General features: G+C 67.8%; 21 protein-coding genes. 8 read left to right on the top strand and 13 right to left on the bottom strand.

All coding sequences use genetic code 11. The annotated features are described in order from the left end of the window. Positions 1–222: 222 nt before the first annotated feature. Positions 223–1,392, top strand: coding sequence for a molybdopterin-synthase adenylyltransferase MoeB (gene moeB / locus B0E52_RS14310; RefSeq protein ID WP_077484894.1), 1,170 nt, complete (start codon positions 223–225; stop codon positions 1,390–1,392). Here the strand turns inward: moeB and B0E52_RS14315 are convergent. Further along, entirely contained in the window at positions 1,353–1,955 is a 603-nt protein-coding gene (locus B0E52_RS14315) for a GNAT family protein (RefSeq protein ID WP_254426811.1), read from the bottom strand. The genes moeB and B0E52_RS14315 overlap by 40 nt on opposite strands. Before the next feature lie 65 nt (positions 1,956–2,020). Between B0E52_RS14315 and folD the strand changes: the two genes are divergently transcribed. The 5 genes from folD to B0E52_RS14340 all read left to right on the top strand — a co-directional run bounded on the left by folD (position 2,021) and on the right by B0E52_RS14340 (position 8,102). Next, positions 2,021–2,869, top strand: coding sequence for a bifunctional methylenetetrahydrofolate dehydrogenase/methenyltetrahydrofolate cyclohydrolase FolD (folD, locus tag B0E52_RS14320; RefSeq protein WP_077484898.1), 849 nt, complete (start codon positions 2,021–2,023; stop codon positions 2,867–2,869). 69 nt (positions 2,870–2,938) lie between these two features. Beyond that, positions 2,939–4,399 carry an IMP dehydrogenase gene (guaB, locus tag B0E52_RS14325; protein ID WP_077484900.1) on the top strand — a complete coding sequence of 487 codons (1,461 nt, stop codon included), beginning with the start codon at positions 2,939–2,941 and terminating at the stop codon, positions 4,397–4,399. 195 nt (positions 4,400–4,594) lie between these two features. Continuing rightward, positions 4,595–6,178, top strand: coding sequence for a glutamine-hydrolyzing GMP synthase (guaA, locus tag B0E52_RS14330; protein WP_077484948.1), 1,584 nt, complete (start codon positions 4,595–4,597; stop codon positions 6,176–6,178). Between the two features lie 70 nt (positions 6,179–6,248). Continuing rightward, positions 6,249–6,725, top strand: coding sequence for a tRNA adenosine(34) deaminase TadA (gene tadA / locus B0E52_RS14335; RefSeq protein ID WP_077484902.1), 477 nt, complete (start codon positions 6,249–6,251; stop codon positions 6,723–6,725). Positions 6,726–6,791: 66 nt separating this feature from the next. Continuing rightward, complete coding sequence (locus B0E52_RS14340) at positions 6,792–8,102, top strand: divalent metal cation transporter (RefSeq protein WP_254426812.1); 1,311 nt, start codon at positions 6,792–6,794, stop codon at positions 8,100–8,102. Positions 8,103–8,129: 27 nt separating this feature from the next. Here B0E52_RS14340 and B0E52_RS14345 read toward each other — a convergent pair whose 3' ends face one another. From B0E52_RS14345 to B0E52_RS14400, 12 genes are all read right to left on the bottom strand, one after another. Continuing rightward, a complete protein-coding gene (locus B0E52_RS14345; protein ID WP_077484903.1) occupies positions 8,130–11,252 on the bottom strand; it encodes a CusA/CzcA family heavy metal efflux RND transporter in 3,123 nt (1,040 codons plus the stop codon). Continuing rightward, positions 11,249–12,415: an efflux RND transporter periplasmic adaptor subunit gene (locus B0E52_RS14350; RefSeq protein WP_139351702.1), complete on the bottom strand. Its 1,167-nt coding sequence runs from the start codon at positions 12,413–12,415 to the stop codon at positions 11,249–11,251. Before B0E52_RS14350 ends, B0E52_RS14345 begins: the two co-directional genes overlap by 4 nt. 2 nt (positions 12,416–12,417) lie before the next feature. Then, positions 12,418–13,866 carry an efflux transporter outer membrane subunit gene (locus tag B0E52_RS14355; RefSeq protein ID WP_217316699.1) on the bottom strand — a complete coding sequence of 483 codons (1,449 nt, stop codon included), beginning with the start codon at positions 13,864–13,866 and terminating at the stop codon, positions 12,418–12,420. Between the two features lie 413 nt (positions 13,867–14,279). Then, on the bottom strand, positions 14,280–15,278 hold the full coding sequence (gene folE2 / locus B0E52_RS14360) for a GTP cyclohydrolase FolE2 (protein WP_254426813.1): 999 nt from the start codon (positions 15,276–15,278) through the stop codon (positions 14,280–14,282). 22 nt (positions 15,279–15,300) lie between these two features. After that, positions 15,301–16,599, bottom strand: coding sequence for a S8 family serine peptidase (locus B0E52_RS14365; protein WP_077484906.1), 1,299 nt, complete (start codon positions 16,597–16,599; stop codon positions 15,301–15,303). Further along, a complete protein-coding gene (locus B0E52_RS14370) occupies positions 16,596–17,228 on the bottom strand; it encodes a zf-HC2 domain-containing protein (protein ID WP_077484908.1) in 633 nt (210 codons plus the stop codon). The genes B0E52_RS14365 and B0E52_RS14370 overlap by 4 nt, the downstream gene beginning before the upstream one ends. Then, positions 17,225–17,809 (bottom strand): sigma-70 family RNA polymerase sigma factor, encoded by a 585-nt coding sequence (locus tag B0E52_RS14375; RefSeq protein ID WP_077484910.1) that lies wholly within the window; start codon positions 17,807–17,809, stop codon positions 17,225–17,227. Before B0E52_RS14375 ends, B0E52_RS14370 begins: the two co-directional genes overlap by 4 nt. A gap of 47 nt (positions 17,810–17,856) precedes the next feature. Then, complete coding sequence (locus B0E52_RS14380; protein WP_254426814.1) at positions 17,857–18,615, bottom strand: hypothetical protein; 759 nt, start codon at positions 18,613–18,615, stop codon at positions 17,857–17,859. 91 nt (positions 18,616–18,706) lie between these two features. Beyond that, on the bottom strand, positions 18,707–19,141 hold the full coding sequence (locus B0E52_RS14385) for a nuclear transport factor 2 family protein (protein ID WP_077484911.1): 435 nt from the start codon (positions 19,139–19,141) through the stop codon (positions 18,707–18,709). A 304-nt stretch (positions 19,142–19,445) separates the two neighbouring features. After that, positions 19,446–20,153, bottom strand: coding sequence for a c-type cytochrome (locus B0E52_RS14390; protein ID WP_254426815.1), 708 nt, complete (start codon positions 20,151–20,153; stop codon positions 19,446–19,448). A gap of 13 nt (positions 20,154–20,166) precedes the next feature. Then, positions 20,167–22,797: an MtrB/PioB family outer membrane beta-barrel protein gene (locus B0E52_RS14395; protein ID WP_077484914.1), complete on the bottom strand. Its 2,631-nt coding sequence runs from the start codon at positions 22,795–22,797 to the stop codon at positions 20,167–20,169. 27 nt (positions 22,798–22,824) lie between these two features. Further along, on the bottom strand, positions 22,825–24,012 hold the full coding sequence (locus B0E52_RS14400) for a DmsE family decaheme c-type cytochrome (protein WP_254426816.1): 1,188 nt from the start codon (positions 24,010–24,012) through the stop codon (positions 22,825–22,827). A gap of 336 nt (positions 24,013–24,348) precedes the next feature. On the opposite strand from B0E52_RS14400, the gene B0E52_RS14405 reads away from it, so the two are divergent. Together B0E52_RS14405 and B0E52_RS14410 are read left to right on the top strand one after the other, a co-directional pair. Next, positions 24,349–24,786 carry an FdtA/QdtA family cupin domain-containing protein gene (locus B0E52_RS14405; RefSeq protein ID WP_077484915.1) on the top strand — a complete coding sequence of 146 codons (438 nt, stop codon included), beginning with the start codon at positions 24,349–24,351 and terminating at the stop codon, positions 24,784–24,786. After that, positions 24,771–25,436: an acetyltransferase gene (locus B0E52_RS14410; protein WP_077484916.1), complete on the top strand. Its 666-nt coding sequence runs from the start codon at positions 24,771–24,773 to the stop codon at positions 25,434–25,436. The genes B0E52_RS14405 and B0E52_RS14410 overlap by 16 nt, the downstream gene beginning before the upstream one ends. Positions 25,437–25,440: the final 4 nt, after the last annotated feature.

Here is a 25,440-nt window from a genome sequence, read left to right on the forward strand (position 1 = left end):
TGTCCGGAGCGCGATGGACAATTCGCGTACTGACCAGCATGAACACGAACCCGCACGGCCCGTTCGCCTCCTCTCCCCTTTGGGGAGAGGATTGAGGTGAGGGGTGGGTGCTTGCCGCAGTACTCATCGAAAATCGGCCTTGCTGGTGAAAGTATCGCCAGTATGTCCCCTCACCCCGACCCTCTCCCCGGAGGGGAGAGGGGGAAAGGCTACACTCTTGCCATGCCTCTTCCATTTGACCGCGACACCTGGCTCGCCGAGCTGCGCAGCCGCATTCCCGAAATCGCTCCCGCCGAGGCGCTGGGGCGCCAGGCGCAGGGCGCCTTGCTGATCGACGTGCGCGAGGACGGCGAACGCGCCGCCGGCATGCCGGCCGGTGCGCTGGGCTTGTCGCGCGGTTTCCTTGAATTGCGCATCGAACAGGCAGAACCGGATCGCGCGCGTCCCGTCCTTGCCCTCTGCGGCAGCGGCACACGTTCGCTGCTGGCGGCCGAGACCTTGCAGCGGCTGGGTTATCGCGACGTGCGTTCCGTGGCCGGCGGCTTCGAGCGCTGGAAGAGCGAAGGCCTGCCGATTGTCGCGGGTGCGCTGGATGCGGACGCCGCCGAACGCTATGCGCGCCAGCTGCGCCTGCCGCAGGTGGGCGAGGCGGGGCAGGCGCGGCTGGGGGCCGCGAAGATCGTGTTGCTCGGCGCCGGCGGCCTCGGTGCGCCGTCGGCGCTGTACCTCGCCGCGGCCGGCGTCGGCCAGCTCACCCTGATCGACGACGACCGCGTGGAACGTTCCAACCTGCATCGCCAGGTGATCCACGCCGATGCGCGCGTGGGGATGGCCAAAACCGAGTCGGCGCGCATCGCGCTGAATGCGCTGAACCCGCGCGTGCGCATCGCGCTGCGCGACGAGCGGCTGCGCGCCGACAACGTGGAGCGCCTGCTCGACGGTCATGACCTGGTGATCGATGGCGCCGACAATTTTCCCGCGAGGTACCTGCTGGCTGCTGCCACGCAGCGGCTGAAGCTGCCGATGGTCTATGGCGCGGTGGAGCGCTTCACCGGGCAGCTCAGCGTGTTCGACCCGCGCCGCGACGACTCGCCGTGCTACCGCTGCCTGTTCCCCGAGCCGCCCTCGGCCGCCGAGGCGCCGAACTGCAGCGAGGCGGGCGTGCTCGGCGTGCTGCCGGGCATCGTGGGCCTGCTGCAGGCCACCGAGGCGTTGAAGCTGATCCTGGGACTGGGCGAGCCGCTGGTCGGCCGGCTGCTGTCCTTCGACGCGCTGGGCATGCATTTTCGCGAGACGCGCCTGCCGCGCGACCCGGCCTGCCCAGGCTGCGGCGCGACCGCGCGCTTCGCTGGTTACGAGGATATCGCTGCGCTTTGCGCGGCAGCCGGCTGATCGAGGTCGGCGGGAATCAGCGCATATACCGCGGCGTCGTGGGCGCGATCCCAGGCCCACAACCGCTGCCGTGCCATCGCCTCGAACACGGCGCCCGACTTCTCCGCCACGCGCCGGCTGGCATGGTTGTCGGGCAGGGTGACGATCTCGATCCGGATCAAGCCCAGCTCGGCGAAACCGAACCGCGCCACCAGCCGCGCGGCCGCGGCGGCGAGGCCCTGGCCGTGGCGCGAGGCACGTATCCAGTAGCCGAGGTTGGCACTGCGATGCAGCGGATTGATCTGGTTGAGTCCGCAGCCACCCAGGAGTTCGCCGCCAACCGCGTCGCGCACGGCGAACGCGAATTGCGTGCCGGTCCGCCAGGTTTCGTGGCAATGCCTCGTCCACGCCCCGGCCCGGTCCATGTCGTAGTCGGCGCGACACCACGGCAGCCAGCGGCCCACGCTGGCGACCGATTCCTGCACGGCGGCATGCAATTCGGCGACATCCGTGTCGCGCCATGGCCGCAGCACCAGGCGGCCGTCGGCGAGTGAAGGCGTAACGTGGGTCATTGCTTCGGCCATGGTTTGGCGTTTGTGCGCTGCGGTTGGAGCTTGGATAATGTCCCGTCCTTCGCCCCGGTATCAACATGAGCGCACGCATCCTCGACGGCAAACGCATCGCGCAGGAACTGTTGGAGCGGATTGGCCGACGCGTCGCCGAGCGCAAGGCGCAGGGTCACGCCGCGCCCGGCCTCGCCGTGGTGCTGGTGGGCGACGACGCCGCCTCGTCGGTGTACGTGCGCAACAAGCGCAAGGCCTGCCACCAGGTCGGTTTCCGCTCCTTCGACTACGACTTGCCGACGCGCACCACGCAGGAAGAACTGTTCGCGCTGATCGACCGGCTCAATGCCGATCCGGCCGTGCACGGCATCCTGGTGCAGTCGCCGCTGCCGGAGCACATCGACGAGGACGCGCTGGTCGACCGCATCGACACCGGCAAAGACGTGGACGGCTTCCAGGCGGTGAACGTGGGCCGCCTCGCGCTGCGCCGCTTCGGCCTGCGCCCGTGCACGCCGAAAGGCGTGATGACCCTGCTCGGCCACACCGATCGTCCGGTGCGCGGCCAGCATGCGGTGGTCGTCGGTGTATCCAACCACGTCGGACGGCCGCTGGCGCTGGAATTGCTGATCGCCGGTTGCACCACCACCTGCTGCCACAAGTTCACCCGCGACCTGGAAGGCCACGTGCGCCAGGCCGACATCGTGATCGTCGCGGTGGGCCGGCCGGGCCTGGTGCAGGGCGAATGGATCAAACCCGGCGCGGTGGTGATCGACGTGGGCATCAACCGGCTCGACGACGGCCGCCTGGTGGGCGACGTGGAATTCGCGCCGGCCTCCGAACGCGCCAGCTGGATCACCCCGGTGCCCGGCGGCGTGGGCCCGATGACGGTGGCCACGCTGATGGAGAACACGCTGGAAGCCGCCGAAGCCAGCTGACTTTGTCGCACTGGTCTGGCGACATGCTGCAGTGCCGCGTATAATCCTCTCTTTGCAGCGGGGCTCACCATGCGCATTCTCGCCGAGGCTCTCACCTACGACGACGTCTACCTCGTTCCGGGCCATTCCACCGTGCTGCCACGCGACGTGGATACCTCCACCCGGTTCACCCGCGGACTGCGCCTGAACATCCCCATCGTGTCCGCCGCGATGGACACCGTGACCGAAGCGCGCCTCGCCATCACCATGGCGCAGCAGGGCGGCATCGGCATCATCCACAAGAACATGACGCTCGAACAGCAGGCCGCCGAAGTGCGCCTGGTGAAGAAGTTCGAGGCCGGCGTGATCCGCAGCCCGTTCACCGTGGGGCCGGATACGTCCATCCGCGACGTGCTCAAGCTCACCCGTGCGCACAATATCTCCGGCGTGCCGGTGGTGGAGGGCGAGAAGCTGGTGGGCATCGTCACCAGCCGCGACATGCGCTTCGAGCGCAAGCCCGAGGACCCGGTGCGCAACATCATGACCCGCCAAGAACGACTGGTGACGGTGAAGGAAGGCGCCAGCCAGGACGAGGTGCTGCAGCTCTTGCACAAGCACCGCATCGAAAAGGTGCTGGTGGTCAACGACGCGTTCCAGCTGCGCGGCCTGATCACCGTGAAGGACATCCAGAAGGCGCGCGACAATCCCCATTCCGCCAAGGACGCCAACGAGGCGCTGCTGGTCGGTGCGGCGGTGGGCGTGGGCGGCGACACCGAGCGTCGCGTCGAGGCGCTGGTCGAGGCCGGCGTGGACGTGCTGGTGGTCGACACCGCGCACGGCCATTCGCAGGGCGTGATCGACCGCGTGGCCTGGGTGAAGAAGAGCTTCCCGCAGGTGCAGGTGGTGGCCGGCAACATCGTCACTGGCGATGCCGCGCTGATGCTGCGCGACGCCGGCGCCGACGCGGTGAAGGTGGGCGTGGGCCCGGGCTCGATCTGCACCACCCGCGTGGTGGCCGGCGTGGGCGTGCCGCAGATCACCGCGATCGACATGGTGGCCACGGCGTTGAAGGATTCCATTCCGCTGATCGCCGACGGCGGCATCCGCTATTCCGGCGACATCCCCAAGGCGCTGGCCGCCGGCGCGTCCACCGTGATGCTGGGCTCGATGTTCGCCGGTACCGAGGAATCGCCGGGCGAGGTGGAACTGTTCCAGGGCCGCTCGTACAAGAGCTATCGCGGCATGGGTTCGATCGGCGCGATGCAGCTCGGCTCAAAGGATCGCTACTTCCAGGACAACGAGGCCGACGCCGACAAGCTGGTGCCCGAAGGCATCGAGGGCCGCGTGCCCTACCGCGGCCCGCTGCGCAACATCATCCACCAGCTGATCGGAGGCCTGCGCGCCTCGATGGGTTACCTGGGCGCGGCCACGGTCGAGGACGTGCGCGCGAAGGCGCAGTTCGTCAAGGTGACCAGTGCCGGCGTTACCGAGGCGCATCCGCACGATATCCAGATCACCAAGGAAGCGCCGAATTACCGGCTGAATTCCTGACGAATGCGGGAGCGCTCGCGCTCCCTCGCGTCATTCCGGCGCAGGCCGGAATCCAGTAGCGGCGAGGCACACGGTTTGCCCGGCCGTGCCAAGCGTGATCCGGAACGCATCCGCGGCAACCGGAATACGTTGCAACTGGATTCCGGCCTGCGCCGGAATGACGACAACCGACTCCAGCCTTCCTTGCTGCCGCCCATGACCACCAACATCCATAGCGACAAGATCCTCATCCTCGACTTCGGCGCGCAGTACACGCAGCTGATCGCCCGCCGCGTGCGCGAGCTGGGCGTGTATTGCGAGATCTGGGCATGGGACCACGAACCGGCCGAGATCGCCGCGTTTGGCGCCAAGGGCATCATCCTGTCCGGCGGCCCGGAATCGACCACGCTGCCGGGTGCACCGAAGGCGCCGCAGGAAGTGTTTGATTCGGGCCTGCCGATCCTCGGCATCTGCTACGGCATGCAGACGCTGGCCGCGCAACTGGGCGGTGCCACCGAAGCGGCCGATCAGCGCGAGTTCGGTCATGCCGAAGTCGACATCGTGGCGAAGAGCCGGCTGTTCGACGGTCTCAGCGACCACGCTGGTGCGCACAAGCTCGACGTGTGGATGAGTCATGGCGACCACGTCAGCAAGGCGCCGCCGGGTTTCGCCATTACCGGCTCGACCTCCCGCATTCCGGTAGCGGTGATGGAGAACTGGGCCAGGCGCTGGTACGGCGTGCAGTTCCATCCCGAGGTGACGCACACGAAGCAGGGCAGTGCGTTGCTCCAGCGCTTTGTCACCGGGATCTGCGGCTGCGCCACGCTGTGGACGGCGGCGAACATCATCGAGGACCAGATCGCCCGCGTGCGTGGGCAGGTCGGCGGCGACCATGTGCTGCTCGGCCTCTCCGGCGGCGTGGATTCCTCGGTGGTCGCCGCGCTGCTGCACCGGGCCATCGGCGACCAGCTCACCTGCGTGTTCGTGGACACCGGCCTGCTGCGCTGGCAGGAAGGCGACCAGGTGATGGCCACCATGGCCGAGCACATGGGCGTCAAGGTGATCCGCGTCAACGCCGCCGAGCGCTACTTCAAGGCCCTCGAAGGCGTGGCCGATCCGGAAGCCAAGCGCAAGGTCATCGGCCGCCTGTTCGTGGAGATCTTCGACGAGGAGTCCGCCAAGGTCACCGCGGCCGGCCACGGCCAGGTGAAGTGGCTGGCCCAGGGCACGATCTACCCCGACGTGATCGAGTCCGCCGGCAGCAAGACCGGCAAGGCCCACGTCATCAAGAGCCATCACAACGTGGGCGGCCTGCCCGCGCACATGAAGCTCAAGCTGGTCGAGCCGCTGCGCGAGCTGTTCAAGGACGAGGTGCGTCGCATCGGCGTGGAACTCGGCCTGCCGCGCGAAATGGTCTACCGCCACCCGTTCCCCGGCCCGGGCCTGGGCGTGCGCATCCTGGGCGAGGTGAAGCGTGAGTATGCGGAACTGCTCGCTCGCGCTGATGCGATCTTCATCGAGGAGCTGCGCAAGGCCGACCTCTACGACCAGACCAGCCAGGCCTTCGCCGTGTTCCTGCCGGTGAAATCGGTGGGCGTGGTAGGCGACGCGCGCGCCTACGAGTGGGTGATCGCGCTGCGCGCGGTGGAAACCATCGACTTCATGACCGCGCATTGGGCACACCTGCCGTACGACTTCCTCGGCAAGGTCTCCAACCGCATCATCAACGAACTGCGTGGCGTCTCCCGCGTGGTCTACGACATCAGCGGCAAACCGCCGGCCACCATCGAGTGGGAGTAGGTCGGGATTCATCCCGACCGCACCGCCTCGTCGGATTGAAGCCCGACCTACGTGCCGGACCCATGTTGAAATGATCGAAGTCAGGCCGCCCTTCACCCCCGAAGACGAAGCCCACATGCGCCGTGCCCTGCAGCTGGCCGCGCATGCCCGCGACGCCGAGAACGAGGTGCCGGTTGGGGCGGTGCTGGTGCTGAATGGCGAGATCGTGGGGCTGGGCTGGAACCGCAACATCACCTTGCACGACCCCACTGCCCACGCCGAGGTGATGGCGCTGCGCGCAGCGGGAGAAAAACTCACCAATCACCGGGTCGTCGGCGCCACCTTGTACGTGACCCTGGAGCCCTGCACGATGTGCGCGATGGCCTTGATCCACGCCCGCATCGGCCGCGTGGTGTACGCGGCGACCGATCCCAAGACCGGCGCCGCCGGCAGCATGTTCGACACCTTGATCGACCCGCGCCACAACCATCGCCTGGCAGTGCAGGGCGGCCTGCTGGCCGAGGAGTCGGCCACGATGCTGCGCGAGTTCTTCCGCGCCCGGCGCTGAGCGCGACGCGGCCCGCGGCAGCGCCCTGACCTGCATCAGGAGGGCCCGAAAAGCCGCATGGTACAAATGCGAATCATTCTTGATTCCGTACTGACCATGCCGCTGGATACGCATACCGTTGAAGTGTTGCCACGCACGGAAGCTGCCGCCGGCAGGCGGCGGTCGCGTTGGCTGCGTCTGCTCGCGGTGGCCGGCCCTGGCATGGTGGTGATGCTGGCGGACACCGACGCGGGCAGCCTCGTCACGGCGGCACAGAGCGGTGCGGAATCGGGCTATCGCCTGTTGCTCCTGCAGATAGTGATGGTGCCGATCCTGTTCATCGTGCAGGAGCTCACGGTGCGCCTGGGCATCTTCACGGGTCACGGGCACGGGCATGCGATCCGCCTGCATTTCGGCCGTTTCTGGGCCTGGGTGTCGGTGGCCACTCTGTTGCTCGCCTGCGTGGGTGCACTGGTCACCGAGCTGAGCGGCATCGCCGGCGTGGGTGCGCTGCTGGGTATCCCGGCCTGGCTCAGCATGCTCATCGTGGCGGCCGGGCTCACCGCGATGGTGTGCAATGGCTCCTATCTCACGGTGGAGCGCATCGCGCTGGCCATCGGCCTGTTCGAGTGCGTGTTCCTCGTCGTGGCCTGGCAGGCTAAGCCGGATCTGTCGGCGGCATGGACGCAGATCATGCAGGTGCCGTTCGCCGACCACCGCCATCTCTACCTCGTGGCCGCCAACATCGGTGCGGTGATCATGCCGTGGATGGTGTTCTACCAGCAGTCGGCGGTGGCGGAGAAGGGACTGACCGCCGCCGACCTGCGCGCCGCGCGCTGGGATACCGCGATCGGTTCGGTGCTGACCCAGGCGGTGATGGCGGCGGTGCTGGTCGCCGTGGCGGCCACCATCGGGCGAACGCAGCCGGGCAAGCCGCTGGATACCGTGCAGCAGATCGTGGATGCGCTGACGCCCTTCCTCGGCCGCTGGGCGGGCACGCTGATGTTCGCGCTGGGCATGGTCGGCGCCGCGCTGGTGGCCACCATCGTGGTGACGCTGACCGCGGCGCGCGCGCTGGGCGAGGTGATGGGCTTCGAACACTCGCTGCGCCACAGACCGCAGGAGGCACCGTGGTTCTACGGCGCCTGCGCACTGATCCTGGCACTGGGCGGCGTGCTGGTCGCCTCGGGCGTCGACCTGGTGGAACTGAGCGTGGGCGTGCAGGTGATGAACGCGCTGCTGCTGCCTATCGTGCTGGGTTTCCTGTTCCTGCTGGCGCGGCGCGTGCTGCCCGCGCCGTACCGCCTCAAGGGCGCTTACGCCGTGCTGGTCGGCGCCACCATCGCGCTCACCGCCGGGCTTGGCCTGTATGCCGGCATCGTCGGGATGCTGTCGTAGCGGCAGGCCTCCGCGGCAGCGCCCGGTTCATACCTGCAGCCGGTCGTTGTTGCGCGCCACGAGGCTGTACAGCGCCGGCATCAGGAAGATGCTGATCGCCAACCGCGTGAACAGACCGCTGACGATCACCAGCGCGAACGGCTTCTGCGTATCGGTGCCGACGCCGACGGCAATGGCGGCCGGCAGCAGGCCCAGCGCGGCCACGAGCGCGGTCATCATGATCGGGCGCAGGCGCAGGATCGCGCCCTCCCGGATGGCCTCGTCGATCGGAGTGCCGCTCAATCGCAACTCGTTGACGTAGGAGATGTAGACCACGGCGGTCTGCACCGACACGCCGAACAACGCCAGGAAGCCGATGCCGGATGAAACGGAAAACGGCGTGTGCGTGATCCACAGCGCGACGATGCCGCCGATCGGCGCCGACAGCAGCACGCCGAGCACGGTGATCAACGGGAACTTGAAGTTTCCGTACAACGCGAACAGCAGCAGGAAGATGACGGCCAGCGTGAGTGGCAGCACGATGTTCAGTTGCCGGTGCGAGGCCGCGTATTCCTTGTATTCGCCGCCCCAGTCGAGGCGATAGCCCTGCGGCAGTTTCACCTGCTTCGCGACTTGCGCCATCGCGTCCTGCACCGTGCCGGCGAGGTCGCGGCCCTGCACCGAGAACTGCACGCCGATGTAGCGCGAATCGTTTTCGCGATAGATGAAGGAGGCACCGTTCTCGACCGTGATGCTGGCGAACTCCCGCAACGGGATTTCCTGGCCGCCCGGCGTCGCGACCGGAATGTTGCCGATCTGCTGCGGGTTGTTGCGGTACTGCGGCAGCAGGCGCACCACCAGGTCGAATTGCTTCTCGCCCTGTACCACCTCGGTCGCGACGTTGCCGCCGACGGCGGCCTCGATCAGGTTGTTGATGTCGTCCACGTTGATGCCGTAGCGCGCGATCTTGGCGCGGTCGATCTTGATCGCGAGGTTGGGCTGGCCCAGTTCGTGCACCAGGGTCAGGTCGGCGATGCCGCGCACCTTCGCCATCGCCGCCTTGATCTGCTTGCCTTTCTCCTGCAGCGTACGCAGGTCCGGTCCGTACACCTTCACCGCCAGCGCGCTCTTCAGGCCCGTCTCGGCTTCGTCCACCGCATCTTCGGCGGGCTGGGAGTAGTTGAACTGGATGCCGGGGAATTTCCGCAGCTTCGCGTCGATCGCGTCGATCAGCGCCTGCTTGTCGCGGTAGGCGCCATGCCATTCCGAATACGGTTTCAGGCCCACGAAGAATTCGTCGTTGAAGAAGCCCGTGGAGTCGGTGCCGTCGTCGGGACGCGCCAGCTCGGATGCCACCGTGGTGACGACCGGGAACGAGCGCAGCACCTTGCGGATTTGCGGGGAGATCTTCGCGGCCTCGTCGAACGAGATGGTGTATGGCATCGTCGCGCGCACCCACAAGGCGCCTTCGTCGAGCTGCGGCATGAATTCCGCGCCCATGAACGGCACCAGCAGCAGCGACAGGCCCAGCAACACGCCCGCGGCAACCGTGATGCGCCACGGATGCGCCAGGCAGGTGTCGAGCCATCGCGCATAACGCGTCTTGATCGCCTCGAAGATCGCGTTGCGCCGCTCGCGCACGCCCTTGCGCATGAACCATGCGCACAGCACCGGCAACAGGGTCAGCGTGACGATCAAGGAACCGACGATCGCGAAGATCATGGTGTCGGCCATCGGCTTGAACAGCGTGCCGGAAGGGCCGCTGAGCACGTAGATCGGCAGGAAGCCGGCCACGATGACTCCTACCGCATAGAACAGCGGGCGATCGACCTCGGCGGCCGCGTCGCGGATGACGGCGGTGATGTCCAGCGGGGCGCCCTCGCGCAGGGCAAGCTGGCGGTAGATGTTCTCCACCATCACCACCGCGGCATCCACCAGGATGCCGAAGTCCACCGCGCCGATCGAAAGCAGGTTTGCCGAGGCGTTCTGCAGGTGCAGCCCGCAAAATGCGAACAGCAAGGAGAGCGGGATCGTGACCGCGACGATCAGGCCGGCGCGCAGGTCATACAGGAAGAACACCAGCACCGCGATCACCAGCAACATCCCGACCAGCAGGTTGTGCCGCACCACCTCCTTGGTCTGCTGGATCAGGTCGGTGAGATCGTAGAACGGGTGGATCTTGACGTCTTTCGGCAGGATCTCGTCGTTGAGTTCCCGGGTCTTGGCCTCGACGCGTTTCAGCACGTTCTGGGTCTTCGCTCCGGTGAGCGTCAGGATCACGCCCTCGACCGCATCGTCCTGGTCCATGTAGCCGAACTCGCCAAGGCGCGGCGCGATGCCGATCTTCACCGTGCCGACATCCTTCACCAGGACCGGCGTACCGTTGTGCATGGCCAGCACCACGTTGCCGATGTCCTGCAGAGTCGCGAGCCGCCCGAGTCCGCGCACGTAGAAGAACTGGCCGCCCTGCTGGTAGAAGCCGCCGCCGGCATTGCTGTTGTTCGCGGTCAGCGCGGCCTCGATCTGCGTCACGCCCAGGCCGAGCGCCGCGATCTTCACCGGATCGAGCAGCACCTGGTACTGCATGTTGCCGCCGCCGAACGCGGAATCGTCGGCTACGCCAGGCACCGACCGGTACTGCGGCGCGATCACCCAGTCCTCCAGCGTCTTCAGCTCCATCGGCGAGCGGTCGGAGCTCTGCAGCACGTAGCGATAGGACAGGCCGGACGGCGGCGACATCGGCGACAGCGAGGGCGTGACGCCGCTGGGCAGCGTGATGCCGGGCAGGCGGTTGTACACCTGCTGCTGCGCGAAATAATCGTCGACGCCGTTCGCATAGGTGAGAGTGACGTCCGACAACCCGTACAGCGAGATCGACCGCTTGGTCACCAGGCCCGGGATCGCGTTCATCCCCAGCTCCACCGGCACCGTGATCAGGCGCTCGACTTCCTCCGCCGAATGGCCTGGCCACTGGGTGATGATTTCCGCCATCGGTGGCGACAGGTCGGGATACGCATCCATCGGCAGCGAGTTGTAGGCCCAGATGCCGGCGACCGTGAGCGCGCACGACAGCAGCACGACGAGCAGCCGCTGTTCCAGCGCGAACGCGACGATGCGGTTGATGATCGAAGCGTCGCGCTTCGATGCGTCTGGCGGGAGCGTGGCGCTCATTGGGTCTGGATGAAATTGAGGAAGATCGCCCCGTCCACCACCACCTTGTCGCCGGCGTGGACGCCCTGCGGAATCACGTAACGGTCGCCGATCCGCTTGCCCAGCGTCACCGGCGTGCGCGCGTAGCCGCCATCCGCCGCGACCACGTAGACGAACGGCAGGTTCTCGTCGTCGCGCAGCACCGCCGACACGGGAATCAGCATGCCCGTTCGCTCGTCGCGCGACTGGATCCGCACCGACACGTACATCTGCTGCTTCAGCGCACCAGCCGGATTGTCGACCGCGACGCGCGCGCTCACCGAGCGCGTATTCGGATCGATCACCGCGCCGACATTGCTGACCGTGCCGGTGATCGCCTTGCCGCCGTCGCCGGTATCGATCTCGGCGGGATCGCCCACCTTCACCGTGTCGATTTCATGGCCGAACAATTGCGCCATCACCCACATCTTCGAGGTGTTGGCGATGGTGAAGCAGTCGGTGGTCCCCGCCGACAACAGCTGTCCCGGCGTAATCGACTTGACCACCACGGTGCCGGCGATCGGCGCGCGGATCGCGCCTGGGCCGCCTGCTGGTGTCCGGCCGACCTGGATGTCGGCGATGCTCCGCGGATCGACATGCAGCCCGACCAGCGCCTGCAATGCGGCGTTGCGATCGGAATCGGCGCCGATCGCGTCGGATTGCGCCTGCGCGTATTCGCGCTGCGACACCGCCTTGTGCGCGTAGAGGTCGCGGTCGGTCGCGGCGATCTGGTCGGCCGCCTTGGCCGCGGCAACGGCCTTGCGATACGTACCTATGGCAGCGGCGAAGTCGGGCGAGTCCACCAGCGCCAGCGCCTGTCCCTGTTTCACCGTCTGGCCCAGTGTCACGAGCAGTTTCGCGACCGGGCCCGAGATCGGCGCGAGCACGTCGGTGGAGCGGTTGTGGTCGAAATCCACCACACCGTTGGTGTCGGTCACGGTCCGATAGGACGACGGTTCGACCGTGTAGAAATGGATGCTCCGCTGCTGAGCCTGGGTCAGCGTCACGTTGTGCGGCGTCGTGTTCGCGGACTCCGGTGCGCCCGAACCGGACGAACAGGCGGCGAGCGTGGCGGTCGCCATCAGCGCCACGAGCACGACGCCGTGGCGGAAGGAGGCGGGGCAGGGTAGTGCTGGCTTGTTCATCGTCACTGCTTGCTCAGTTCGGAGTGGTGCCACCAGCCGCCGCCCAGCGCCTGGTACAGCGCGACGGTGTCGGCGAATCGGTTGGCCTGGGCTTGCACGAGGGCGATCCGTGCTTGCTGCCAGGTCTGTTCGGCGGTCAGCCATTGCAGCTGGCTGGCGTAGCCGTCCTTGAGCTGGCGCTGGGTGAGGTCCAGGGTCAGTTTCGCTGCCTGCTCGGCCTTCGCCGCGGCCTGCAGCGCGTTCGCGTCCTGATCCAGCTCCACCAGCGTGTCGGCCACGTTCTGGAACGCGTTGAGCACGGTGCTGCGGTACTGCTCGGCGGCTTCGGCATAGGCCGCCTTCGCCGCGCGTTGCTGGTGCAGCAAGGTGCCACCCTCGAAGATCGGCGCGGTCAGCGTGCCGGCCACGTCCCAGAAGCCGGTGCCGCCGGTGAACAGCTTGGAGAATTCCAGCGCCGTGCTGCCGGTGTCGGCACTGAGCGTGATGTTCGGCAAGCGCGCCGCGGTGGCGACGCCGATCTGCGCGCTGGCGGCATGGAGGTTCGCCTGTGCCTGGCGCACGTCCGGCCGCTGCTGCACCAGCGCCGACGGCAGGGAGAGCGGCAGTTCCGCGGGCAGTTGCAAGCCGTCCAGCGTGATCCGGTCGTCCGCGGCCTGCGACGGGAAGCGCCCGGTCAGCACTGCGAGTTGGTCGTGCTGCTGCGCCAGTTGCTTCTCCAGCGGCGGCAGCGTGGCGCGAGTCTGCGCCAGTTGCGATTCCTGCGCGGCGAGATCGACCCGGCTCGCGTAGCCCTTCGCATATTGGTAGTGCAGGATGCCCAACATCTTCTCGCCTGCGGCAATGGATTGCCGCGTCGTGTCGACCTGCGCTTGCAGTGCGGCCAGCTGGATCGCCGCCACCGCCACGTTGGACGCCAACGTGTTCCAGGTCGCGATCATCTGGAAGCGCGCGGCCTGCTCCTGGGCCTTGAGCGACTCCGACGCGCGGCGGTTGGCACCGAATACGTCCGGCGTGTAGGAAATCGAAAGCTGTGGCGTGTACAGGTTGTACTGGAAGGCGTTGGAGTTCGGCACCGGCGCCAGCGAGCCGGCCTGGCGTTGGTGGCTGGCCGAGAAGTTCGCCGACACGCTCGGCAGGAACGCGCCGCGCTGCGCCAGCATGTCCTCGTGCGCCACGCGCAGCGCCGCCTGCGCGGCCTTCAGGTCGTGGTTGTGCGCCAGCGCCTGCTCGATCAACGCATTCAACGGCGCGGAATGGAACAGCGTCCACCAGTCGCCGGGGATGTCCGCGCCCGATGCGAGGTGCTGGGCCGCGCCCGCCGTCACGCCGGGCGCGGCGGTCGTCGTCGAAACCGGATGCGGCGTGTAGCCGCCGACCGCAGGCGGGGCGGGTGCCTTGAAATCCGGCCCCACCGCGCAAGCGGCGAGCAGCATCGCGGCGACCATGGGCATGGCCCATCGCAAGGCGCGCGACGCGGATGTCTGGACAGACGGAATGGAAACCATGCGGAGCCCGTATTCGTTGCTGCGCGCTGTCCCGACAGCGGGTATTCCGCGCTACATGACGGGTGAAAGTACGTTATAACATTGCCATCGGCAACGCTGTATTTTCTTGCGGCACGGCCGGTACACAATGCTCTCCACGATCGCGGCCTCATCACGAAGACCCCGCTCCCCGACGCCGATCCAGCCAGCGAAGGCGCCAACCGGTCAATGCGGATGGGCAATCGCAGCAGCACGCCTGGCTTGCGAGCGGTGATTCGAGCCGGTCCGCGCGCGGCGCTGGTCCGTCGTGGTGAACTCCCATGCTGCGTCTAGCTTCCGCTGCAAGACGCTCGCTCGCCATGTGTCTGGCTACGGCCGTATCAGCGTGCAGGATCCGCAGCCTGCTCAAGCATGGTCGCCCAACTCGATGGCGGAGCATCCGCCGGCCGTGTTTTTCCGGGCATCGACTTGCTCGCCTGCGCCACGGCGTCGTGCGGATGCAGGCTTTCCCGGTGCTCGAGACGGACGTGGAAGTCCGCGATGCTGTCGTCGTCATCCAGCGCGTGCTGGATGCGGCGCGCGGCGTCCTCGCAGAACATCGGGTTGGCGCCGTTGGCGCGCGCGAAGGCCTGCTCGTCCTCGCGCTTCACAGCCGTTTGCACCGGCGTGCCCAGCGCCTGTTCGACGCGGTCGATCGAGGCGATCAGATTCAGCGGCACGCCGTCGACGAAGCGCACGGCGAGCCGCGCCACGCTGCGCTGCGCGTGCGGGGTGGCGACGATGCCGCGCTCGCTGCCCAGCCACGCCAGCACGGCCGCATGCTCCAGCGGTGCGGTCGCGTCGAAATCGCGCGCGAACTGCTGCTGGATCAGCTGGCGCGACAGCGCCGCCGAAGCGGGGCAGGTGGAGGAGTACGTCACTTCCGTGCCCAGCTCCAGACGGAAGCCGGCGGCGTCCAACTGGGCGTCGATGAACACCGGGTAGGCGCGCCAGCCCGCATGGTCGCTGCGCAGTGCGGCGCGGCGCACGAGCAGCTCGAAGCGCAGGCTGGCGCGGGCACGCCGGGCCAGGCCTTGCTGCGAAACGAGGAAGGCGCGCAGCAGGGATTCGAGCAGCGGCGCATCGAGCGGTCGTGCGGCCAGGTATTCGTCCGCCAGCAGGTACAGGCGCGACATGTGGATGCCGCGCCGGTCCGGTTGCGCGAGATCGACGAAGGCGCCGACCCTGGCGCTGGCGCGCTGCACGTCGCCGTTGCCGGCGTCGAAGCGCACCGGCATCTCGATGCCGTCCATGCCCACCCAGTCCAGGACGCCACCCGGATGCGAATGGGCATGGACGGCGACGTCCGGCAGCGGGCGCACGAAGTCGCCCGTGGCCACGGAGCCGTGCCGGCTGTCGGCCTCAGGGTGTGTTTCGCCGCGCGCCACGCAACTGCTCCACCGCCGCAGCGGCATTCACCTGCAGCAAACCGTCGGACACCTTGCTGCTGCCCAGCAGCAGGGCGCGGACCCTGTGCGCGTCGAGTTCCGGGGCGAGCGCGAGCAGCAAGGCGACGATACCGCTCACGTGCGCGGCGGCCATGGACGAGCCGGTGGTGAAGTCGTAGCCGTCGCCGGGCTGGGTGGTGAGGATGTCCGTCCCCGGTGCGCTCAGCACACCGGGCGGAGCCACCGCGGCGTCGGCCACGCGCACCACGATGACGCCCGGCACGTCGTTGGGAAAGCCGTCGGGCTTGCCGTCCGGCGGCATGGCGGCCACCACGATGCGACCCTGATCGAGCAACTGCGCCAGCAGCATGCGCAGCAACGGATCGGCCGGGCCGCCGAGGCTCAGATTGACGATGCGCACCCGGGTATCGAGGATCGCCGCCAGCGCCTTGGCCAGGGTGAAGGAGTTGCAGCGCGCGCCGGCGCCCGCCACCGGCGGATACCAGCAGGCCTTGTAGACGCTGAGCGTGGCCTCGGGGGCGATGCCGACGATGCCTTGGCGGTTGTTGCCGTCGGCGGCGACGATGCCGGCCACTTCGGTGCCGTGAGGGTCGGCGTCGAACGCGCCATCGTCATTGTCCACCAGGTTGTGCACGTCGCGGATGCGTCCCTGCAGTTCGGGATGGCGCTGGTCCACGCCGGTGTCGACGATCGCGATGTCCACGCCCTTGCCTTGGCTGAGCGCGTGGGCACGGGCGGCGGCGGTTTCGACGAAGCCGCGCTGGAGATCCACGTAGGGGTCGTTGTAGCGGGGCGCAGGCGCGTCCTGCTGCGCGTAGACGGCGAAATCCTGCAGCGGCTGCGCGAGCCGCACGCGCGCGTCCGCGGCGAGCGTCTTCAGCAGGTCGTCCCGGGTCGTGCCAGGCGGGGGTTCGAACACGGCGCAGTACAGGCCCAGCGGCTTGATCGGCCAGCCCGCGATCTCGCGCAGGCCATAGTGCCGTTTCAGCGCATCCATGACGGACAGCGCGCGCTGCCCGGCACCGTAGCGCGCCGGCGGGGTGTAGCCCAGCAGGCTGGAGCCGGCGCGTGTCGAGGGTGGTTCCTGCTCGTTGGCGACCGCCAGCACGATGTCGCGGTGCGCATCCATCGCCGCCGCCGTCGTGGTCGCAGCGCTTCCGTTGCCGGGGTGTCCATCGCTGGCCACCGCCCGCTGCGCCGGCGCGCCCAGGGCGATGGCCAGCGCGAGTAGGACAAGCGCACGGCCGCTCATGGCGTGGCGCTGATGGGTTCGGCCAGGCGGATGCCGCGGGCGGCGCGGAGCTTCGGCAGGATCTGCCCGGTCGTCGCCGCGGTGTCCGTCGGCACCACCGTGTAGGCCCCGACGCTGTTGGGGCCGTGCACCACCTGCAGGCGCAGGGTATGCAGCAATGCGTTCCAGTCGGCCAGCGTCATGCCCGTATCGGGCACCACGCGGATCGCGCCGGGCGGCATGGGCGATGGCGTCTCGCTGAGCGTGCGGTACGCCGGATTCTCGACGGCGTCCAGCTTGACGCCCAGCACGCCGAGGCCGACCGCCTGGGCGACCACGGCGGCGGCCAGCGCCCGCACCAGCCAGACTCGCGATCGCGGCTGGCGGGGGGCTTGCTGGGGATCGGAGGCATCGAGCCGGGCCAGCAGGCGCTGCAACCCGACCTCCGCATCGAGCGGCCGCTCCGACGGCAGCGACAGCGCGAGCCGCAGGCGGCTCTGCTGCGCAAACTCGGCGCGGCACGACGCGCAGCCGGCCAAGTGGTTCTCCAGCCAGGCAGCCTGTTCCCTCGCGGCGCTGTCCTGCAGCACCCAGGGCATCAGTTCCCAGGCGTGCGGGCAATCCACGCCGGGGTTCACCGTGGTCCTCATGACGTACCCTCCTTGCAGGCGACCGGGTTGCCGGCCAAGGCGGGCAGCACGTTGCGCAGCTTGACCCGGGCATAGAACAGCCGCGCCTTCACCGTGCCCAGTGGGCACTGCATGATGGCCGCGACATCGTCCAGCGAATGCCCCACGCCGTAGACCAGCTCGATCACCACGCGCTGATCCGCCGACAGGTGCTCGAGTCCCTTGCCCAGCCAGTCGCGCAATTCGCGGTCTTCGTCCGGATCGCTGGACACGAGGCGCTCGTCCGTCGACATCTCGTATTCGACGGGTTCGTCGCCGTGCTGCCGCAACGCCTTGAGGCCACAGCGGTAGGCGATGCCCATGATCCAGGTGGAAACGCGCGAGTCGCCGCGGAACTCGCCTGCCTTCTGCCAGGCGATCCAGAAGCAATCATTGACGACCTCTTCGATGACATCGCTGCGTCGGGTGAGGCGGGACAGGAAGCGGCACAACCGGCCGTGGTAACTGCGGTACAAGGTCGCCAGCGCGGCGCGGTCGCCCGTCGCCATGCGCTGGAGCAGCAGGCGGTCGATGACCTCGGCGTCGGTGTCGGCTTCGTTCATGGGCTGTCAGTTTGGTGCCGTCCGGACGCGAAAAGGTTGCCCCCGGATCAAAAAGACCACGAAACCGTCGCAACCCATGGGGCGGCCTCCCGTTGCCGGCGCATGCGCGGGCCGGTCACGATGCGCTCGAGTTCCATGCGCCAATCCCCCATGGCCCAGATCAGGCCCGCATGCCCGTAGCGATAGGAGCCATGGCGTTCACAGCCGTAATAAGGGCGTCCGTATTCGAGGTCGTGCCAGGAATCCGCGTGCTCGTAGACCCGGCAGGGCATGGCGGGAATCTGGGCGATGCCCGCACCGGCGGAAAGATAGAAATGCCGCGGCAGCGGCCAGTGGAAATCGAGATCGGCCGCACCCCGCACCCGGCCATCCCGCGCGCCAAACATGCGTACGGCCGACAGTCCGAATGTCAGCACGTCGCGGTACGTCCAGTGGATGCCCGTCTCGGCCCGATCGTAGGCGCGCGTGCGGGCAGAGCCGGAGTAGTGGTAATACAGCAAGTCTGTTTGCATCTGCCAGTCGCCGGACAGCGGCCAGTAACGCGCGACCTGGACGGAGGCTTCGGCAAGTTGGCCAGGCGCACGCAACTCGGTACCCGCCGACAGGCCCAGCAGCCAACCGGCCGGCGAGGTCCATGTCACGTCTCCCTGCAGGGTCGGCGTACTGGCGGTGATCGCCTGTCCACGGTCGACCAATTGCGAACTGAGCGCAACAGTACCGCCGAAGGCCGCCGACTGGGCGTGCGATGCCCACGGCAGACAGGTGCCCAGCACCAGCGTTGCCAAACCGAAGCCGGATCGGTTCATGGGATGAATGGTCCGCCCCAAGCCACCTGGGTGGTTCCCGGGTTTGCGCAGCCTAGCGCGAATCCGGGGCGGTGGTCCTGCGTGCCGTTCCTCACGTATTCCCCGACGGGGTGACGGCGCTCGAATGCGCGGCCACGCACATCCAGCGTCCGTGCAGCTTCACCCACACGTCGGTGGCGCGACCGGTTTCCTCGCCGGTTTTCCCGTCCAGCACGTAGACCACCTGGAACCGCTCGGTGACCACGGCCGTATCGCCATAGCGGTCGGTGCGCTCGTCATTGACATGGAGCGAAACGATCTTTGCGCGGCTGCGGGCCACTTTCGCCAATTGTTGCCGCTTGGTGGCGAAGCCGCCGGCCTCGTTGGTGTCGACGAAGCTTGCAGCCCAGACGTCATCCAGCAATTTCGTGTCCGCGGTCAATACGCCGCGGGTGTACTGGTTCTCGCGCGCCTGCAGGTCGCTGGGTGCAGGTGGGGGAGGCGTGGCGGCGGAGGCCAGCGCCAAGGCAAGCGGCAACGGAAACATGAAAACCTCGCTCGGTGGATGAGTGTCCGCCCGACGCGAGCACCCTGATGTTCAAACACGCTTCCGGGTTCGGCGAACACCGCAACCCCGGGAGGTTCGCGCCCCTAACCTGCCGCATCCCGCGACGCCTCGCCCGTGGCGAAATCGCTGGGTATCCGCGAAATGCGCATGCTCGCCGAATCAGATTCGTGCGCTGGTATTGCGCTTGCCAGTGTGTGAAGTCACACGTCATGGCAACGAGCGGCATTCGTTGGCGGATGCCGGGAAGCACCGGGCCGGCTGAGCGTTGGACGAGGGGCATCGGTCATTGCGTCGCGATGTAGCTCGACAGCGCCAGGATGTCCGCATCGTCGAGTGTCTGTGCCACGCCGTGCATGATCCGCGCGTTGCTGCTGCCGCTGCGCGCACCGCTCCTGAAATCGCCCAGTGCCTTGGTCACGTAGACGGCGGACAGGCCATGCAGGCGCGGAAAAGTCGCCCAGGGCGGCTGGGGCGCATCGCTCGGGTAGACCCGCGGCCCGCGCCCGGTCGGGCCGTGGCAAGCCTGGCAGGGAGGGATGCCCCGCGCCGGATCGCCGTCGAGAAAGAGCTGCCCACCGCGGGAGGCGGCATCGGCGCGGCCGGCCGGCTTGGCCGGGAGCGAGGCGTAATGGACGGCGAGGTTGCGCATGTCCGCGTCGCTCAGCGTGGCGGCCTGGCCGCTCATGACCGGGTCGCGGCGCTGGCCGCTCTTGAAGGTTTTCAATTGCATGTAGAGATAAGTCGCCGACTGCCCGGCCAGGTCCGGGAAGTTCGGCGCGATGGCCAGGCCCTGCGGCCCGTGGCAGGCCGCGCAGACAGCCGATCGTGCCTGACCGGCCCGGGCGTCGCCGGTGATCGGCGGCTGCCCGCGCAGGTCGACCCATGCCGCCGGTTTGTGCGCCGCCGCGCCGTCGGCTGCGGCCGTCGAAAACGCGGGTGCCCACAGAATGGCGAGCGCCACCAGATGAAGCAGACGAGGCATGGCAGACATCGCGGCGTTTCCCTCAGAGCTTCACGGTCACGAAGGCGCCCACCAGCAGGACATGCCAATGCGGCTGCGGCCCCAGCTCGGTGAAGACGCGGTTGCCGACGATCAGCTCGGCAGGCATGTCGAAACCGGCGTAGTGCCAGTCGGCGTAGTTGCCGAATTCGTATTTCCCGTACAAGGCCAGGCCCAGCTTCCGGGTCAGCGTCAGGTTCAGGCGGGCCGTGAGCGTCTGCATGCGGTAGACATTCACGGGAAAACTGCTACCAACATCCGCCGCGCTCAGGATCGACTGGTATACCGTGGAGATCGCCGCCAGGCTGGCATAGCCGTAGCTGTCGAGGCCGCGCGACCAGGTGTAGTCGTAGTCGAGGTCGAGCCTGACGCGCGGCGAGAAGACGTGCCTGAAATGCGTGCCGGCGTCGACGTTGCGCTCGTTGTCCGTCGCCGTCCAGAAGTTGGCATACGGGTAGAACGGGCCACCGAACTGCATGTCGGCCTGTTGCGGCGAGGAAAAGGTCAGCGCCTCGTTGTCGTTGACGTTGCCCTGCTTGAGCCGGCTCGATGCCATGCCCGCGTAGACGCTCATCGAGGTCGCCGCCCCCGGTTCCCAGTCCCAGGACAGGTCGGCGCCGGTCGTGCCGACGGATTGCCGCCCGATGTCCGCGCCGTAGCGCTTCCGGTTGCCGTACAGCGTGGCGCTGAGGGTGGCGGTGGTGCCCAGCGGCATGGTCAGGATCGCCTTGAGCTTGCTCGCCTCGAGGTTGCTCATGTCGTATTTGTACATCTGCGCGACGGTGAACGCGGTGTAGCCCACCGCAGGCAGCACATAGCCGGGCATGGACGGCGAATACGCGGCGAGGTACGGGTCGGGGTTGTAGCGGCCGCCCGTGCGCTTCTCGTATTCGTAGCTGAAACGCAGGGTCGCGTTGCCGAAGGCCCTGGTGTCCCAGCCCAGCTTGAGGTGCTGGTCGTCGATGTACGTGCGTTCGCGCGGACGCGGCGTCTGGTGGTCGAGCAGGTAGCTCGCGCTCAGCGTGTTGTACCGGTCAATCCGGTAGCTGCCGCCCAGTTCCGCCTTGCGGTCGTTGGTGCTGAAGGGAATGCTGGCGATCTGCGCGAAGTTCGACTGGTACAGCGGGCTGCCGGGCTGGAACAGTTCGGTTCCACCGGTGACGAGCGGCTCCGCGCCGTTCTCGGGAACGTAGCCGTACTGCCCGGTCAACGGGTTGACCATGGTGTAGCGCGTCATGTTGTCTTCGTCGCGCTGGCGCAGGTTGAGGTGCCAGCTGAGCTTCGCGGTGGGCCGGAAATCCACGCGCAGGTTCAGCAGGCCGGTATCGATGCGCGCATCGCCGTTCTGCCGCGACAGCGCGGCTGTGGTGTTCCAGTCCGCGCAAGCGATGCCGGTGCTGCCGATGAACTGCCCACTCGGGCAATACATCGGACTGAGCGGTGCCTGCAGTGCATCGTTCTGCCGCATGCTGCCGTAGGAGGCCGAGACGGAGAACTGGCCGTGCCAGAGCTTCAGCGGATGCGAGGCCTCCAGGCGCACGTGGTAGTAATCGTTGTTGGGCTCCAGCGACCAGGTGCCGCCGGTGATCACCGAGGCGTAGCCCGGCGCCGCGGCAAACGGCACGGCATAGTCCAGCGTGCGCTTGTGGTCGCGAAAGAACGAGCCGGTCATGCCGAGGTTGAACAGCCAGCCCGAGGCACCACCCTGGTTGCGCAGGCCCAGGTTCACGTCGGTGGTGGTGAAGTCGACCGGACGCACCGTTTCGTATTGCCCGCCGAACGTACCCGGCACGCTCGGCGTGCCCGCACCCCCCGGCCCGGGGGCCACGAAGAAGTAGGTCAGGTACATCGGGCCGCCCCAGTCGCGGTCGCCGGTGCGGTTTTCGTTGGTCACGCCGGCGTAGCCGATCCAGTGGCGGATCAGCGTGCCCTCCCAGCTGACGCCCGTGCTCTGGCGCGTTACCGACAAGGTCCGGCGTGGCCGGTTCGCCTCCACGGCCTGCACCTGGGCCGGCGTGCTGCCGGTGGCGAGGCCGCCGGGCAAGGTCAGATCGGTGGAGCCCGCGCCGTTCCACAGCGGATACGCCGTCGTGCTCAGGGTGTGCGGGATGTCCCGGTAGAACGCCTCGACGCGATAGTCGCCGTAGCGACCGCTGCGCAGGCGGTAGTACTGATCCTGGCTGCTGATGCGGCTACCGCGAAACTCGACGTACCGGCCGGTTCGATGGTTCAGCGCGGAAAACGCGAGCATGCCCAGCGCGGCACCGTTCTTCCAGCCGGAATACATCCGGAAGAACTCGTCGTTGCGGTCGCCGCTGGCATGGAGGTAGCCGAGCTCGGCCAGCAACTCGTACGTCCAGTCGCCGCTGCCTAGCCTGGCCTCGTCGGGTAGCTGGCGCGGCCAGGGGTAGAGCACGCCGGTCGGCGTGCGCAGCTGGCCGGCGTGCAGCCAGGACATGCCGGCCGGGTCCGGTGCGTCGAACATCGCCCAGCCGGTGGGATCGAGGCTGTTGCCGAACTGGGTGTTGCCCACGCGCTGGCTGTCGCTGGTATCGCTCTGCGCCAGCACCGGTGCGGGGCCTGCGACGCCGAGTGCCAGCCCAAGCAACGCAGTCAGGGGTTTGTGCTTCAGCATCGCTCTCCGCCTTCGCCGGATGGCGGGTCACTGGTGGAACTTGGCACCGTTGGGGTTGTTCGAGCCGTGGATGTTGCTGTGGCAGCTCAGGCAGGCGCGCTCCATCACGCGCTCGTCCGGCACCAGTCCGCTGCGCAGGCTCTGGCGCGTCAGCAGATCGTTGACGTGGTCATCGTTCGTGTGGCACTGCTGGCACAGCATCGGCACCGGCAGGGCCAGCAGGTTTTCCTGGTTCGAGCCGTGCGGGGTGTGGCAGTTGATGCAGTTCTCGGCCACCGGCGCGTGCTCGAACAGGAACGGGCCGCGCTTCTCGGCGTGGCAGGTCGTGCAGGTCTCGTTGACGGTGTCGGTCTTCAGCAGCGGCCGGGTGATGCTGCCGTGCGGGTTGTGGCAATCCACGCAGGACATCTGCCCCTCCGGCAGCGGCATGTGCGAGCGGCGGTTGAACTGGGCGCGGATGTCCTGGTGGCAGGTCGCGCACACCTGGTTGATGGACTCGTTCGCCAGCACGCCTTCGGCCGACAGCCGCGTCATCGGGTTGTGGCAATCGGTGCACGACAGTCCGCGCTCCTGGTGCACCGAGCCGATCCAGTGCTGGCGCGCGCCGCCGACGTGGCAGCTCAGGCAGGTGCGCGTCTGCACGTCGACCGGGGTTTTCGCGTCGTGCGTGTAGGCGATGATCAGGCCCGGCGCCGCGGGGTTCTTCGCATGCTCCGAGCCGGGGCCGTGGCAGGCCTCGCAGGCGGCCTGCGGTCCGCTGTTGGCGCTGCCGGCGCGGAACGACGCCACGTGCAGGCTGTGCGCAGCCTGCATGCTCTCCAGCGCATGGCAGGCGGCGCAGCTCTTCGCGCCGATCGCATCCGCGTCGGGCGCCAGCGGATTCCGCGGGATCGACGCCGCATCGAACGGCGTGGCGGGGCCGTCGTCGGACGCGTCCACGCGAGCGTCGTGGCGCATCGCCGCGCCGGCACCCATGTCGGTGGCCGGCAGCATGCGCGCGATGTCGCTCTCGGTCAGGCGGCTGGACGGCTGGTGCGCGACGGACTGGCCGGTGTTCGCGTCGTCGCGCTGCTGCGCCCGCGCGACGGACGACCACAGCAGCGCGTTGCCGAGGCCGACGATCATGGCCAGCAACGCCCACAGCGACAGCGCCGTCAGGCGAATGGCTCGTCGTCCCCGCGCCAGGCCCGGAATGTCTTTGCGCGTTGTCGTCATCCAGTCGATCCCATGCATGTCCCCAAGACTTGCTTCATGCCGAAGCGAGGCTCATGCGCGTGATGCATCAGGGAGCCCTGCGATACGGAGTGCCGGCCGGGCGCCGAAAGGTTGCATCCGGCAATCGCCAAGCCTGGAAATCACCGGTGCCTCGAAGCGCCACTTCGGCATGGCCGGAATCAGGCCGCGTCGAAGCGTCGGTGGCCATCGCAGGCAGGTCGCCGCAGAACGAACCAGCACGCCTGCTCGCTCTCGTTTGCGGCACAACCTTTCGCCAACCGGACGACACTCAGGTGTCGTGGGTCACATCCATGAACTCAGGGGTTGGTCCGGTACATGGAAATCGAACGCATCCGGTTGCAAGAACATGGCGACGATCGCGGCATGCTGATCGCCTTGGAACAGGATCGGAACGTGCCCTTCGTGATCCGGCGCGTGTATTACCTGTACGCCACCCATGGCGGCGTGCACCGCGGCATGCATGCGCATCGCCACCTCAACCAACTGGCGGTGGCGGTACGCGGCTCCGTCACCTTCCTGCTGGACGACGGCAGCGGACCGGTGCGAGTGGTGCTCGACGATCCCTCGTACGGCCTGCACCTCGGCAGCATGGTGTGGCGCGAGCTGTACGACTTCAGCGAGGACTGCGTGCTGATGGTGCTGGCCGACCACGTGTACGACCCGGCCGACTACATCACCGACTACGCCACCTTCCTGCGCGAGGTGCGCGGCCCGGTGTACCAGGAGGGCATGGCGGCATGCCAAGGCCTCTAGTCCTCGTCGGCGCGGGCGAGTTCGCGCAGATCGCCTGCGAATACTTCGAATACGACAGCGACCACGACGTGGTCGCCTTCAGCGTCGAGCGCGAGTACCTCGCACAGACCCAGCTGGCCGGCCGTCCGGTGGTGGCGTACGAGACCCTGGAGGCGAGCCATCCGCCGGCGGAGTTCGACGTGTTCGTCGCGGTGCCTGCCAGTCAGCTCAACCGCCTGCGCACGCGCCTCTATCGCGATGCGAAACGCCGCGGCTACCGGTTCGCCAGCTACGTCAGTTCGCGCGCCTTCGTGTGGCGCAACGCCGAGGTGGGCGAGAACAGCTTCATCTTCGAGGGCAACGTGGTGCAACCGTTCGTGCGCATCGGCAACAACTGCGTGCTGTGGAGCGGCAACCACGTGGGGCATCGCACGGTGGTGCACGACCACGTGTTCGTCGCCTCGCACGCAGTCATCTCCGGCTACTGCGAGATCGGCGAGAGCAGCTTCGTCGGCGTGAACACCACCTTCAACGACCACGTGAAGGTCGCCCCCGACAACGTGATCGGCGCCGGCGCGCTGGTCACCCGCGACACGGAACCGGGCCGTGTCTACGTCGGCTCGCCGGCGCATGCGGTGCCCGACCGCACGAGTTTCGACGTGAGGCTTTGACGAG

This window comes from Rhodanobacter sp. C06 (assembly GCF_002001105.1).
Classification (GTDB): domain Bacteria; phylum Pseudomonadota; class Gammaproteobacteria; order Xanthomonadales; family Rhodanobacteraceae; genus Rhodanobacter_A.